This window comes from Stomatohabitans albus (assembly GCF_036336025.1).
Lineage (GTDB): Bacteria > Actinomycetota > Nitriliruptoria > Euzebyales > Euzebyaceae > Stomatohabitans > Stomatohabitans albus.
Genome location: NZ_JAYKKE010000001.1, coordinates 834745 through 848981, shown reverse-complemented (window position 1 = coordinate 848981; position 14237 = coordinate 834745). Strand labels below are relative to the sequence as shown.

General features: G+C 52.4%; 16 protein-coding genes. 7 read left to right on the top strand and 9 right to left on the bottom strand.

Features of this window, described 5'->3' with window-relative positions:
• The 4 genes from VCU37_RS03805 (at position 1) to VCU37_RS03790 (ending at position 3067) form a co-directional block, all read left to right on the top strand.
• Positions 1 to 549 carry an RsiG family protein gene (locus tag VCU37_RS03805; protein ID WP_336249293.1) on the top strand — a complete coding sequence of 183 codons (549 nt, stop codon included), beginning with the start codon at positions 1 to 3 and terminating at the stop codon, positions 547 to 549.
• A gap of 5 nt (positions 550 to 554) precedes the next feature.
• Positions 555 to 1757, top strand: a complete 1203-nt coding sequence (locus VCU37_RS03800) for a glycosyltransferase (protein WP_336249292.1) — start codon at positions 555 to 557, stop codon at positions 1755 to 1757.
• Positions 1754 to 2545: a pyrroline-5-carboxylate reductase gene (gene proC, locus VCU37_RS03795; protein ID WP_336249291.1), complete on the top strand. Its 792-nt coding sequence runs from the start codon at positions 1754 to 1756 to the stop codon at positions 2543 to 2545. Before VCU37_RS03800 ends, proC begins: the two co-directional genes overlap by 4 nt.
• Before the next feature lie 249 nt (positions 2546 to 2794).
• Positions 2795 to 3067, top strand: coding sequence for a hypothetical protein (locus VCU37_RS03790; RefSeq protein WP_336249290.1), 273 nt, complete (start codon positions 2795 to 2797; stop codon positions 3065 to 3067).
• A 195-nt stretch (positions 3068 to 3262) separates the two neighbouring features.
• Here the strand turns inward: VCU37_RS03790 and VCU37_RS03785 are convergent, their stop codons facing one another.
• The 3 genes from VCU37_RS03785 to VCU37_RS03775 are packed head-to-tail and all read right to left on the bottom strand — an operon-like array spanning position 3263 to position 5295.
• The gene (locus tag VCU37_RS03785) at positions 3263 to 3970 is read right to left on the bottom strand and encodes a 2-phosphosulfolactate phosphatase (protein ID WP_336249289.1); all 708 of its coding nucleotides are present in this window, start codon (positions 3968 to 3970) and stop codon (positions 3263 to 3265) included.
• Positions 3967 to 4506, bottom strand: coding sequence for an adenine phosphoribosyltransferase (locus VCU37_RS03780; protein ID WP_336249288.1), 540 nt, complete (start codon positions 4504 to 4506; stop codon positions 3967 to 3969). The genes VCU37_RS03785 and VCU37_RS03780 overlap by 4 nt, the downstream gene beginning before the upstream one ends.
• Positions 4507 to 5295, bottom strand: coding sequence for a sugar phosphate isomerase/epimerase family protein (locus VCU37_RS03775; RefSeq protein WP_336249287.1), 789 nt, complete (start codon positions 5293 to 5295; stop codon positions 4507 to 4509). It abuts the gene before it with no gap.
• Between the two features lie 105 nt (positions 5296 to 5400).
• On the opposite strand from VCU37_RS03775, the gene VCU37_RS03770 reads away from it, so the two are divergent.
• The 3 genes from VCU37_RS03770 to VCU37_RS03760 all read left to right on the top strand — a co-directional run bounded on the left by VCU37_RS03770 (position 5401) and on the right by VCU37_RS03760 (position 6931).
• A complete protein-coding gene (locus VCU37_RS03770; protein WP_336249286.1) occupies positions 5401 to 6018 on the top strand; it encodes a precorrin-2 dehydrogenase/sirohydrochlorin ferrochelatase family protein in 618 nt (205 codons plus the stop codon).
• Between the two features lie 196 nt (positions 6019 to 6214).
• Positions 6215 to 6514, top strand: coding sequence for an antibiotic biosynthesis monooxygenase family protein (locus tag VCU37_RS03765; protein ID WP_336249285.1), 300 nt, complete (start codon positions 6215 to 6217; stop codon positions 6512 to 6514).
• A 156-nt stretch (positions 6515 to 6670) separates the two neighbouring features.
• Positions 6671 to 6931: a DUF1540 domain-containing protein gene (locus VCU37_RS03760; RefSeq protein ID WP_336249284.1), complete on the top strand. Its 261-nt coding sequence runs from the start codon at positions 6671 to 6673 to the stop codon at positions 6929 to 6931.
• 161 nt (positions 6932 to 7092) lie between these two features.
• Here VCU37_RS03760 and purB read toward each other — a convergent pair whose 3' ends face one another.
• From purB to VCU37_RS03730, 6 genes are all read right to left on the bottom strand, one after another.
• Positions 7093 to 8502 (bottom strand): adenylosuccinate lyase, encoded by a 1410-nt coding sequence (gene purB, locus VCU37_RS03755; protein WP_336249283.1) that lies wholly within the window; start codon positions 8500 to 8502, stop codon positions 7093 to 7095.
• 34 nt (positions 8503 to 8536) lie between these two features.
• The gene (locus tag VCU37_RS03750) at positions 8537 to 9136 is read right to left on the bottom strand and encodes a CPBP family intramembrane glutamic endopeptidase (RefSeq protein ID WP_336249282.1); all 600 of its coding nucleotides are present in this window, start codon (positions 9134 to 9136) and stop codon (positions 8537 to 8539) included.
• Between the two features lie 73 nt (positions 9137 to 9209).
• Complete coding sequence (locus VCU37_RS03745) at positions 9210 to 10175, bottom strand: SMP-30/gluconolactonase/LRE family protein (RefSeq protein ID WP_336249281.1); 966 nt, start codon at positions 10173 to 10175, stop codon at positions 9210 to 9212.
• 83 nt (positions 10176 to 10258) lie between these two features.
• Positions 10259 to 10540, bottom strand: coding sequence for a hypothetical protein (locus VCU37_RS03740; protein WP_336249280.1), 282 nt, complete (start codon positions 10538 to 10540; stop codon positions 10259 to 10261).
• Between the two features lie 380 nt (positions 10541 to 10920).
• A complete protein-coding gene (locus tag VCU37_RS03735) occupies positions 10921 to 12189 on the bottom strand; it encodes a hypothetical protein (RefSeq protein WP_336249279.1) in 1269 nt (422 codons plus the stop codon).
• A 353-nt stretch (positions 12190 to 12542) separates the two neighbouring features.
• Positions 12543 to 14042, bottom strand: a complete 1500-nt coding sequence (locus VCU37_RS03730) for an amino acid permease (protein WP_418896461.1) — start codon at positions 14040 to 14042, stop codon at positions 12543 to 12545.
• Positions 14043 to 14237 lie beyond the last annotated feature (195 nt).

The window sequence follows — 14237 nt, the reverse complement described above, 5'->3', positions numbered from 1 at the left end:
ATGAACAGTCCAGCACGCCGCCGTATTGATCGTGTAACTGCCGAAGATTTCTTAGCCGACATGGACAGCAAGTCTGCTGCCGAGTTAAGGACGATGCGCGATGACTGCCGGGAAGAGGAAGACCGGCTCAGTTATGCTCGCCGTGTCCTTCTTGGCCAGCTTGATGTATTGCAGCACGAACTGAACGTTCGTGGCTCTGATGTCGCTGACCAAGCTGCACGTGTAGAAGCTATCTCTAACCTATTCAGTGACGGAGATCAGGCTATTAATGCGGCTACCATGCCAACCGCCCATCGCCACATGTATACAGCTCAAGAACCTATTGGGCGCCGACGTGGTGACCTGGTTATTGAAGATGTGCCGTTGGGCAACATACCGGATATGTCTGTTGACGAAGTGAGTGCCCTTGTCGACCAAGTAACGGGTGAGGTGCAGTGGGTGAGCACGACCCGTCGCAAAGTGCTTGACCATTTGGATGCCCTTCAGCAAGAGCTGGTACGCCGATACCGTGAAGGTACGACCACAATCGAAGATATTGTGACACCCTAGAGGGCATGTCCCTCACGGTTGGCCTCGTTTCCTTTCACACCTCCCCGCTTATTCGTCCGGGAACCGGGGATGGTGGGGGATTAAACGTCTATGTCGCGGCACTTGCTGATGGGCTTGTACGCCAAGGTCATCGTGTTCACGTGTTTACACGACGGTATGACCCAACCCAAGCCGGGGTGGTCTTCACCGATAGCGGCGTGGTCGTCCACCACATTCCAGCCGGCCCAGAGGAGGCCAGTAAAGAAGACCTTGCTGACCTTATCCCTGATTTTGTTCGGGGTATCCTCAGCCATCCGGTTGCCCCGACTATTGATCTTTGGCATGGTCACTATTGGTTGAGTGGGTGTGCAGCAGCCGGGTTGGGTGGTTTATTCACCCGTCCTGTTGTGCAAACATTTCATACGTTGGGCGGGATTAAAAACGAGCGCTTAGCCCACGGTGACGTACCCGAACCTGAGCATCGTGTGCAGGCTGAGTACTGGCTTGCCGGTCACGCTGACTTGGTCAGTGCGCCAGCCCCGGCAGAAGCATTGTGGCTAGGAGAACACGTTCCAGGCGCCCGTGTTCGGGTTATTGAGCCTGGCGTAGATTTACGCTGCTTCTACCCACCCCAACCTGATTTACGTGCGCCATGGGATCTGACGAAGCCACTGAACATTCTTTTTGCTGGCCGCCTTCAACCCTTGAAAGCACCTGATGTTGCCGTCAAGACTATTGCCTACCTGAATCGTCGTGCCCACCTTACGATTGTGGGTGGACCATCCGGTCGAAACGGAATGCGGCCAGAGGATTTGCTCTCCCTTGCATCACAACTTGGTGTTGGTGATCAGGTCACCTGCCTACCTGCCATGGATCGGCCTGACTTGGCACGCATGTTCCGTCAAAGTGATGTTGTACTCGTACCTAGCCACACCGAGTCATTTGGGCTTGTGGCACTTGAAGCCCAGGCCTGTGGCACCCCGGTCGTGGCGAGTGATATTGATGGGCTGATGCATGTGCTCGGTGGGCATCGAGGCGGCATGTTAGTGCCCGTTAATGACGCCCCTGGGATGGCATGGGCGGTTGAACAAATCACATCCTCTCAACCCGTCTACCAGGCCTACCAACAGCGTGCGCTCGTCACCGCTAAACGCTTTTCATGGGATGCAACTATTTCACGTACGATCGACGCTTACGAATCGGTCCTGGCCAAAAGGAAAACAGCGTGATTACGACGATATTGGGTTGTGGAACGATAGGTAAGGCTGTCTTGGCAGCTAATCTCGCTAATGGCGGTGAACCTGCACATTTCAGAGCCGTGACGAGTCGGCCAGAACGAGCCGAATTAGTGGCCGATGAGTTTGGTGTGGTTGCTGGGGTGAACGCTCGGGTTCTTGTGCACGACGCCGATCTTGTTGTCCTCGGCGTGAAACCTCACCAACTCACTGATGTGCTCAAATCTGTAGCAAGTGACCTTGCACCAGGTGTCACGCTGCTCAGTTTGGCTGCTGGGGTGACGAGTGCCGCCATAGAAGAAGCGATTCCTGGTGCCCATGTCATCCGCGCCATGCCGAACCTCGGTGCACGCATTGGTAAGTCGGCTACCTCGGTCAGCTATGGGGCATTGGCCACCGAAGCCGACATGGCTCGCGCACGCCAGGTACTTGAGCCGGCTGGCACGGTCACTGAGGTACCTGAGCATCTCATCAACGCCGTTATCGGGGTGGCTGGTAGCGCTCCGGCCTGGTTTTTAACCGTTCTTGAAGCAGTCATTGACGCCGGGGTGGCAAACGGGTTGTCCTACGATGCGGCTACCCAGATGGCCGCATCAACGATGGAAGCCACTGCTGCACTAGTCAAAGAAACTGGCACTGACCCTGGTGTGCTGCGCAAGGCCGTGTGCAGCCCTGGTGGTACGACCATTGCGGGCATGGCTGCAGCTGAACAGGCAGGCTTACGGGCGGCCACGATGGCTGCCGTACAAGCGGCACATGACCGTGGTGTTGAACTGTCTTAGGCAGATGCCCCAATCACGCTATCTAGAACGGTTGCGCGCTACGCTACAGTGCGTGTATGGGATCTGATGCCTGTGTTAATGCAAGGCAAAGGATTGCCGCTATTGATGGGGAGAATCGTAAAACCCTGTCAAAGGGAAAGGCCTAATGGCCAGACCCTATAGACTATTTACTCTTACAGCGGCACGACAGGTGATTACAACCTATCGTCCTTACTATGAAGGCCTGTGGATGTTGATGGGAGGATCAATATGACAACCTTGAAACAAGCCGAACTTTTAGCCCAGTTCGATCAACCCTGGCGTGATGGCACGCCGGTGTTCGCATGCTGCCGTAAAACGATTGAAGCTGCCATTAACACCGTTGACCTTGAAGCTGTAGCGTGCCTACCGGTAAGTGAACGTGTACAGGCCCTGCGCGCCACAGCAGACCCAAAGCACCTTGATGGGCACCGTTGCTGTGTTGGCCATTTGGCCGACTTGGCATTCGACCTACCTTCAATGGTTGAACCCTGCCACGTCTAAGAGGTCCAAGACAAGACCAGCCTCACACCTTTTGGTGTGGGGCTTTTTAGCGTCTTTACTCAGCTACAAGCTATTACATAGCCATAACGTGCTGTAGAAATCCCACCAGGTGGCGGAAACAGTGAAGGCCTTTGATGCATAGCAGGAGGTAGCGCGACCTCCTTTTACCTGACGGTATTGCATGAATAAATCTATTTAGGTTGGGTGCAACCAGATACGGCTTTGGGTTCGAGTAACGATCAAGGCGTGAGGATAGGTGTCTATCTGAGTGGCGATAGCTCGGTCGTGGGCTGGATTGGTGGATTCATCTCGTCCGGCATTAGACGTATGAATCCGTGCCGTGTAGGCCTCAGGGTTGATAATGCGGCCATGACGGAGTGCCATGATGAAATCAGCGCAGGCTTGGTCTTCATCGCCGTCCAAGGCTGCACTCCCAGGACGAAACCCTTTGCCGGTGATGCAAAATGTTACGTCAGTGTCGTTCTTGATTGCCTCGTAGGTTGCGGTGGCATTGTTAAAACTTGCACAAAACAGGCGTTTAGCGTTCTCCGCCCGTTCGACCGCCGTCGTACCGTTTGAGGAGCGATGAACCACAACCTTGCCAGTGGTTGTAGCTAAGCCAGGTTCGGCAGGTGAGTTGCCATAGTCGAAGCCATCAACCTTGGCGCCATTGACTTCACCAATCACTATGGCGCCTTCTGCTTTTCTTGCGAGTGCAGTTTCTACGCTCGCGGTGAGTTCATAAGAGGCCGGTTGATTGGCCCACACCACACACGCAGTCGTGAACGCCCGCAACACATCAATGACCACGACCGTGCCCGTGGCGTTCGTAATCGCTTCAGGGCCAACGCATACCCAATCTGGCTGGTTCGGCTCGGTTTTTGCGTCAAGGTGGTGATTCATAGACTCAAAATCGAGTCAATGGGCATATCGGATAGGCGTGAACGCCCGCCAAGGGCTTCGAGCTCAAGTACGACCGAGGTACCAACGACATGGGCGCCAGCACGTTCGAGGAGCGCACGGCTGGCATTCACGGTGCCTCCTGTGGCTAGTACATCGTCAACTATCAACACTCGCACACCCATGACGTCAATGCCCTCACCGGGAAGTTCGAGTGCAGCCGTGCCATATTCGAGTGCATATTCCTCACGCAGTACAGGCGGAGGTAATTTGCCTGCTTTGCGTACGGCGAGACATCCGGTACCAACAGCTTTAGCAACCGCAGCACCAAAGACAAACCCACGAGCATCTAGCCCAGCTATTAGCTCAGCCTTATGGGTTCGGGCCACATCTGCCATGTGGTCGGTGAGTAGTTGAAAACCTGTGGCGTTGGCCAGCACGGGGGTAAGGTCTCGAAAGAGTACGCCGGGTTCGGGAAAGTCGGGAACCGACCGCATTAGGGCAGTAATCGCTTGTTGAGCAGAGGTATAGAGGGGCATTTACCAGTCCTTGTCAGTTACTTCGCCTGCGAGGGCAGCTTCACACTTCAGGCGTTGTCGAGCTAAAAACTCGCTCAATGAGCGCGGCGTGTCAAGATAGGCGCGCACATCAAGTTCTAACGTGATCGTGCCATCCCAGCCACTGTCGCCAACATGTCGCAAAAAACGTGCGAGTGGGAGGACTCCAGAGCCAAGCGGTGCGTGACTGTCTACCCCCTTGCCGTAATTGTCGGCCACGTGGAGATGCACGATCTGGTCACGCAGTTCGTCGAACATATCAAAGAGGTCAATACCTGATACCGCAGCATGGCTCGTGTCCATGGTCAGATGTTTAAATGGACGCATTTGGTCAATCGTGATGACCGCAGCGGCGTTGACTCCGTGTGCTGGGTAGAGGTTTTCCATGGCAAAGAAGACCCCTGTTTCAGCTTCTAGCCGATCCACGTTGTTAAATAGCCACCGCATACTCCACGGTTCAAAGCGAAACGGGCTGTGGGCGATCATGACCTTGGCCCCAACCTTTTGGGCAAGCCGCATGGACTGAATGCACTTTGTTGAGTACGCACCCATGAGATGCCGTTGTGCAAGGAGAAATGGCCCGTGAATAGCGGCCACGTCTAGTCCGTAGGCATTTGCAGCGCTTTTAATGCGTCCAGGATCATGAGTGGCACGATTAAACCCGGACATAACTTCGACGCTTGAAAAACCAGCCTTCGCAATACAGCGCATGACCATCGGCAACGGGGTAAGGACAAGCGGACCAGTAGCCGCAAGAATCTCAGGAGCCATACCTCTAAGCTAGTCGGGCACATTGACTCTAGCTCACCCTCAAGTAAAGGTTGAATGAGACACTATGCTCGTAGTAGCCGTTTTTGCACCTAGGCAGGGGTAATCGTGAAGAATTATTTTCCAATCATGCTGGATTTATCCGGCACGCCAGTGTGGTGTGTAGGTGGTGGTGAAATGGCTGCCGCCAAGGTTGGCCCGATGATTGACGCCGGTGCGCAGGTCACACTCATTTCCCCCGAGGTTCATGAACTGCTCCAAGAACGGGTAGCAGAGATCATTCCGCGTGAGTATCAAACGGGGGATATCAAGCCAAGTAATCAGCCTGCCCTTGTGGTGGCTGCCTCTGATGTGCGTGAGGTCAACGCACAGGTCAAAGCCGATGCCGACGCCCTTGGGTTGTGGTGTTTACGTATTGACCAGGCGGGAGATATGAGTTTGCCTGCACGGGTTCCTGTTGATGACTTGACGGTCGCCGTTGCTACTGGTGTACCAGCGTTGACAGCTCGCCTTAGTGCCCATCTCGCCCATGATATTGACCCAAAGTGGGCCGAAGCCGCTGAGGTGTTGCGTGAGCTGCGTCGAGATGTTGACGTTCGTAAAGCGTTGTCAGCACTACCGCAAAGTGAACGAGCCGCCAATTGGCGGTTAACGGTTGACGCAGCCCTTGATGGCGAGAATGATCGCTTTGCGCTCTTGCGTATTTTGACTGGTTTGGAGTACTAGCGCGCCGCTGAATGGGTATTCGTGGTGCACTCGGTGGCACATGCGGTTTGACCCCCGTCCATTTATCCCGATATCCCTCCATCAGTTAGCGCTAAGGTTTGCCTACCCATAGCTCCAGTTTCGAAAGCTATGATTATCGTAATATGTATATACGAAAGTATATACATATCAAAACACCGACAAACGAAAGGCAACCATGTCATATATAACGATTAATACTCTTGAAATTCCGAAAGGCGCTGAAGAAGTATTAGAAGGTCGCTTTCGTGATCGCAAGCATGAAGTGGATAATGAGCCAGGGTTTTTAGGATTTCAATTATTACGCCCCGTTGAAGGTACGGAGCGTTATTTTGTGATTACTACGTGGGAAACTAAAGCACACTTTGATGCCTGGATGGTGAAGCGCGCAGAGCGAAAAGCCCATGAGCCCCAAGGGAAACCAGCGCCTATAACCACAGACCACAAGATGATGCAGTTTGAGGTTGTAGACCTTTAATAAGGCTTACTTAAGTATTAAAGAGTAAGGATTGCCTTAATAAATACAGGTTTGTATTAGGCTTACTTAATTCTTTTTATCTATTGAATTAAGTACCAACATGGGCGTACTCTTAAGCACATAAGAAATCAATTTCTAAGTGAAAAGAGTCTGATCATGTCTGCCACCCTTACCTCCTGCTCTGTAAGCGATTGCGCCTTTAACCACAATGGCTGCTCCGCTCCCGCCATCACGATGGGCAACACCTGCTCTACTTTCTCGGTGCTGGATATCCTTGCCGGCCATGAAGGTGTTGATACCTCTGTAGCCACCTGCAGCCGCACATCTTGTGCGCACAACGACAAGCTGATCTGCACAGCCGATGTGGTTACCGTCGGTGGCAACGTTGCCTTCTGTGAGAGCTTCTCCGCTCGCTAAGCCACGGCAGGACTTGCTCATCTGATTTACGTATACCGCAAAGACCGCCCGTTTTGGGCGGTCTTGGTGTTTTTCCTGCAACGGTGCTATGTGCATGTAGCACGAAACGGTTAGAGGCTGAACACCGCCAAAAATGGTTCCCAACCGCTCACCTCAACGACTCAAAGAATGGCGCCAGGTCGCCAGGCAGCTGCCTCAGGGTTGGCGGCGGTTAATGTGGCTACCTCGGTAACAAATGCCTGCGCCTGTGCGCTGGCTTGGCCGGTGAACGCCGACGGGTTTGCCAAGATGGCCTCAATTTGGGCTTCATCAAGTGGGAAGGCTGGGTCTTGTCCCAGACGGGTAACCAGGTTATTCGGCTCGCCTTCACGCATGGCCAGTGCCGCAGCAACTGCATGGGTTTTAATGACCTCATGGGCTTGTTCACGCCCGGCCCCTTGTTGCACCGCCTGCATCAACATGGTGGTTGTGGCTAAGAAGGGCAGCGTACGATTGAGCTCTGCGGCAATCATCCCGTCAAAGAATCCAAGCCCACCAAGGACGATGAGGAAGGTCGCCATGAGGCCGTCGATAGCAAAGAAGGTGTCTGGAAGGACAACCCGGCGAACGACCGAACATGACACATCTCCTTCGTTCCATTGGTCACCAGTGATGTGGGTGGCCATGGTGACATAGCCGGCCAGGATTGAGTGAAACCCATTGATGCGTTCACACGAGCGCGCATTCATCTTGTGTGGCATGGCCGACGAACCAACCTGGCCAGGGAGAAAACCCTCAGTCGCGAGTTCTTGACCGGCCATAAGGCGTATGGTGCGCGCAAAGTTTGCTGGGCCGCTGGCGAGTTGGTGCATGGCGGCAACCACATCAAAGTCGATTGAACGTGGATACACCTGGCCGGTATTCGTTAAAACCGTTGAAACACCAAGGTGCTCAGCAACACGATGCTCTAATTCACTTACCTTTTCAGGCGAACCCAACAACGTTAGCATGTCGGCTTGGGTACCCACGGGGCCTTTAATACCGCGAAGAGGATAGCGCGCAATCAGATCATCAAGCCGGTTAAGGGCATACAGTATTTCCTCTCCGGTATTGGCCAGGCGCTTGCCAACCGTTGTGGGCTGCGCGGGAACATTATGGCTCCGAGCGGCAAGTACCGTGTCCGCATGTTGGGCTACCTGGTCGGCAAGCACAGCAAGGGCAGCAATAACCCTGGTACGAATGACGTCGAGTGACTGCTTAACCTGCAGTTGCTCCACATTTTCCGTGAGGTCACGACTTGTCATGCCCTTGTGGATCTCTTCAAACCCGGCTGCGGCGTTATAGCTTTCAATCCGAGCTTTTACATCGTGTTTAGTGATGGCTTCACGTGTCGCAATATCATCTAGGTCGATATCATCCACATGCGCTTCATAGGCTTCAATCGCACCCGGCTTAACCGAAACACCGAGCGCCTGCTGGGCCTTCAACACCGCAATCCAGAGCTGACGCTCTGCACGAATCTTTCCTTCGGGGCTCCAAATAGCTTGCATCTGGGCGCTGGCGTATCGGTTTGCGAGAACGTTTGGGATCATGCCGCCAGTTTAGGAGGATATATGGTGTTGGGTTTTAGCTAAATAGGTTGAAAGCCGCAGCCAGGCCGGCGAGTAGGTTGCCGGATGCGTGGATGATCCAGCTGGGGAGGATAGAACCATCAGCGAGGGATTCGTTCACATACGCCATAACAAGAGCACCGAGCATGGTGGCAAAGCCCACACCGAGGGCGATGAGGGTGTCGGGAAGAATGGCGTACACCATCACCAGGTGGAGAAGACCGAAGATTGTGGCCTGGATGGAGTTGCCGGTTTGCAGACCAAAACGGGCAATGCACCGCTTGGCTAGGAAGCCACGGAAAAAGAGTTCCTCACTGAGGCCAGTCTGAATGATGGCAAATATTGCGATATCGGGAATCGCAGCGGCCCCTTTGCCGGCAAATGCTTGGGTTGCCGTGGCTTCACCGCCAAGGCGGCTTGATAGTAGCAAGAATGGAACTGCGAGGAGTAGTAATGCGCCGACTATCCAAAGCCAGATTGAAGGTGTTGGTTTGAACCATTGAAACCCGATCCAATGAAAGAATGTTGTTTCTTTCCGGGCCGTAAACGCCCACCAAATGAACGGAATGAGCGCCGCAATTGCAACTTGAATAACCGCAGACGAAAACAGTTCCATGCTTATGAATTAAACAAGGTGTTGGAACAGAAGCACAAATACGCTTCTAGTCCAACACCTTAATTGTGTTCAATTACTGCCAGTCGGTTGCCATGTCCCAGAGGCGGTTTTCGTTGGAGTAGGTGGCTTCACGGGTAAAGCGGGCGTCACGGGTTCCTGTTTCAATCGCGTAGATGGAGCTTGATGCTGCCATATAGAGGATTGAGCCGTCTGCCCCACCAAAGGCGATATTGCCGATACGTTTAGGTACCGGGATACGGCCGATCTCGTCACCGGACGGGCTAAAGATGATGACCGCATTTCGCCCTTGGTCGAGGTTGTCCGACTGTGTGCACCAGATATTGCCGTGCTCGTCGATACGCAGCCCGTCTGGTACACCTTGGGTGATTTCAACGAAGTCTTGCCCGTTCTTGACGCGCAACCCCTCCACCTCATAGACACGCACATGGTGGCGGCCATAGCGCCCATCGTGGGTGAGCAGCGCAGAATCGGCCACATATAGGAGGCGTTCATCTGGGCTAAAGGCCAGCCCGTTGGGGTCCACCATATCAACCACGACCGGGCGCAGATGACCGTCTGTAGTGTAGGCAAATACGTAGTGGTCACCGTATTCACGCCGCCCAGGGTGCCCTTCCGGGGTTACTAACATGCCATAGGACGGGTCGGTGAAAAAGACGGTGCCATCACTACGAACCACGATGTCATTGGGTGCGTTCAGCCGGTGCCCGTTAAACCGATCAACGAGCACATCAATTTCTCCATCACGGTCACGCTCTACCCGCCGCTTACCGTGGGAGCACTGCAGGACCGAACCATCAATATCAATCGTACGACCGTTGGTGTGGTCAACTCCCTCACGGTATTTCACCGTTTCATTTGTGGACGGATCATGGTCCCAGATGCAGTTTCCGATTACATCGGACCAACGCAGCACCCCTTTGTTTGGCACCCAGCATGGCCCTTCAAACCATGTGCCCCCTTCAAAAATCTCAGTCAACCCCTCAGGGTTTGGAACTAGAGTTTTGAAATCTGTCGTCATCAGCGTTCCTTTCAATGTGGTCTTTCATCCTAAGAACCGCTGGTCACGTAATGCAAACAATGAGGGAATGCTGTATGGCCTCCTTATTCAACTACTGGGTACATGCGGAGTGTAATCCAGTAGGCGAGAAGCCCCGCTCCCGCACTTGCGAGGGCATATATCAGCTTAACGATTGCACTCGTATCTGAATAGGCACCCAGCAAAGCTGCAATCGCAAACCCTACACCGAGTAGCAGCATGACCGGCCATGGAAGATTTGAAGTTTCGCCTTTACGGCTTTGTTTATCTCTAGCTAAAGCAATGCCGGCACCCACCCATGACAGCAGATACAAACCATACAGAGTGATTACAATTGAACTATCCATCTCAACCCCTTACTTAGTGTCTATGTGTAGATTACAGTTATGTACATAACACATTCCAGTACCTAATAATGCCTTTGAACCTATTTTCCAAAATTTCGACAATAGTTTTATCGTTCAACATTGCCTCATGAACGTCCAATTGTCGAAAACGCTTTTGTTCAATGATGAATGCTATGTTTTCATCTCCGTTTTCTGATAAGGAATAATCTAGGAGCAGTACACAGCTATATTGAGCCGATATCCAGAGCGACTGTGCAAGTTGAATCCCTGGATACCGGATAGGTTTCACTGCGCACTTGCGTTATGCCAACACAACGCCCCTAGGATTGATGGAGTTTGAATTACTCAAGCACATGCTGCGCATTAATGACAACAGCGGGTTATTTTACGATCTCTCGAACAAGTAAACCACACCCACCGAATCCAAGGAATTCAAATAGTCCTAATCCTAGGAATGAGAAAATCTTTCCAGCATGTTTTCTCTGAGCCGCAGTCAGTGAGTACCTCGGGAGCTTTTTACCCCAATTCCCTAACTTTTTCCTCAATGTATTGATGGAGTACTTCAAAAAGGATATGGCAGCATTTTTCAATCCACCGAGTGCCTTTACCGCCTGGGCTACGACCTTTGATCTATTGATGAGATTGCGAAGGTTCGCAAGTACCTTGCCAATCTTGATGGGAGTGAAGGCAATGGCAATCTCAACAGCACATTTGGCCACAGTTGCGGTCCACCACCACCAGGATGGATCTGCAACAATCGGGAAGGCAGCATCAGTGGTATCAATATGCTGGCGGACGGTACCATCACCGAGCACTTCATAGGTCGTTTCGAGCTTTTTGCCTTTCGCATCAACGGCCCAGGCCTTACCAATCTTGCCTTCGACTTGCCCCAAGGTGTCGCGGATCGATACGGTACCATCCGCCTCGGGTGAAAGTGCATACCCATTGGGAAGATCAGTTGAAAAATCAACATATGGCGTCTCGGGTGAGTTCAAGATAGAGACAACCTGACCACCCATATCTTCAGTTACTTGAGAAACAGAGACAACACCGGTATGCGGGTTCTTCGTTTCAACAACATCGCCGTGTTCACGAGTTGTAATCGAATCTTTGGCCGCAAGTGAAATAGTGCGCCCATCATTGCTGGGATGTTTCAGCTGCACGGCACCAGACTCAGCACTGACATCAGGCAGGGTTTCAATTGCAGCTTGACCGCCTTCGATATTGGCTTGAATCTCACGGTCACTCATTACTGCACGAACTTCATCAACATTTGTTGCCGGGGCAACAAGCTCCTGGAGCTCGTTACCCAGCGTTCTGAGCCCCTGACTGTTATCACCATCGAGGGCATCAACATGCTCCAGGATAAGATCGCGAGCAGGGTTCGTTTTTGTTTCAGGTTGCGACGCAGTGGCCAGCAACTCTTCTTCACTCATCCGCTGCGTTTCAGGGTCAACCCCTTCCATGAGGATAGACTCAATAGCTGCTTCTGGGCTGTCTTGGATCGCGTCGGTACTGTCTTCGGCCAGCGCTGGCCCTGCAGTTCCAAACACCACACCAGCTGTTGTAAACACAGCTACAGCGGTCATGAATTGTTTATTTAAGAATGGCATATTCATCCCTTCGTGTAGTTGGTTTTCCAATGCCATGGCCGAACGTAAAGAAGTTTCAGGCAATGAAACAACGACCTTCACGAAAAGAAAAGGCAAACAACGTAAATGCAAGCTTGAAAAGCAGCAAATAAACGTAAAGTAAACTTATTTCTTGATATATATTCTCTTCAATATGAGAAGAAAAAACAATAACTACACCCTGTAATTATAATTATTGTGAAATTAGCTACATCTTTACATGTTCTTGCCATAATATCCTGTGCTTTAGGACAGGATATTATGGCAAGTTGCTTTTACCTATTTATCACATAACGATGGTCGATACGCACCAATCGAAGCAGTGTGTACATACCAGCCAAAGCGCTACCAAGTCAGCGTGCAATCATGTCCTATTCGATGCGAGAAAGGTCTGCGGTGGCGGGATCTACGCCCTTTGTTTTGGTAACGAGCTTATGTCCAGCCCAAATCGCAAGGAATGCAATACCGCCGATATAGGTCGATAACACCCCAAGGAAGGTGGCATTTCCGGTGAAAATCTCAAGGTTCTGACCAGCAATAATGGCCAGCACCATCAACAACGCCACGATTGGCCCGGCCGGATAGAGCTTGGACCGGAATGGGAGTTCGCTTACAGCATGGCCTTGGGCTTTAAACGCTTTGCGGAACCGGTAGTGTGACCAAGCGATACCAGCCCACACGATGAAGCCAGCCAAGCCACTCACGTTGATAAGCCAAATATAGGCCGCACCATCACCGATGAGGGAGGTAATAAAGGCGAACGCACCTACTGCGGTTGTAGCCAATAGCGCAGGCATCGGTACTCCACGCCTATCCACCTTGGCAAAGAACTTTGGGGCTTTACCGCTTACCCCCATGGCATACAACATGCGTGATGAAGCGTACATACCCGAACTCCCCGCAGACAAAATAGCGGTGAGGATAACGGCGTTCATCAAGGTTGCGGCACCTAGAATGCCGGCACGTTCAAAAATCAGCGTGAACGGAGAAGTTGCTACCTGTTCGATGTCAGCGCTGAGCAGATTGGGATCGGTATAGGGCAATAAGAACCCAATGACGGCGATGGCGCCAATATAGAACAAGGTGATTCGAAAGAATACCGAACGAACTGCCTTAGGGATCGTCACATCAGGGTTTGCCGCTTCACCAGCGGCCACCGCGAGCAGTTCTGTTCCCTGGAATGAGAAGCCGGCAATCATCATGATTGAAAAGGTGCCTAAGAACCCGTTCACAAATGGAGCCTCACCCATCACCCAGTTACTCACGCCCGGTGATGACCCTCCAAGAATGCCAAGAATCATCAACAGGCCAATACCCAAGAACACCACAACGGTGACGACCTTAATAAGCGCAAACCAAAACTCGCTTTCACCAAAGCCGCGCACGGTAAAGGCGTTCATTAAAAAGAGCAGGGTTAAAAATAGTGCCGACCAAATGATCGCCGGTATGTCAGGGAACCAGTAGCGCATCACGACCGACACAGCTACAAGCTCAGCAGCCAGGGTGATCGCCCAGTTAAACCAATAATTCCAGCCCATCGCAAAACCAAAACTCGGGCTTACCCAACGTGTTGCCCACGTTTCAAAACTCCCCGATGCGGGGAGCCACGTTGACATTTCACCCAGCGACTGCATCAGGAGGTACACCATCACCCCGATGGCGGCATATGCCGCCAGGGCACCACCGGGACCTGCCTGGCTGATAGACCCACCAGAGGCCACTAGTAGCCCTGTTCCGATAGCCCCACCAATAGCGATCATGTTGAGATGGCGAGCGCCCAGACTGCGCTTCAAGCCTTGTTCCTCACCGGCATCACCATTAGCCACCCCTGACATGGGCGGGTTGGGTGATGTATTGGCGTGTGTATCCATATTGTTCTCCAGCCGGACGACACCGGTGTTCTGCCATGTGGTGGGCAATCGCAATTAAAACAAGGTAAAAGACACTATCTCAATCGCACCGTTTGGCAGGTCAGAACCGGATGATTATGAACTAAACCAGCGGGTAACACAGCGTGTGAATACCGTTAGCCACACCCGTTGATAGCAAGAACCCCGGGGCCAGCA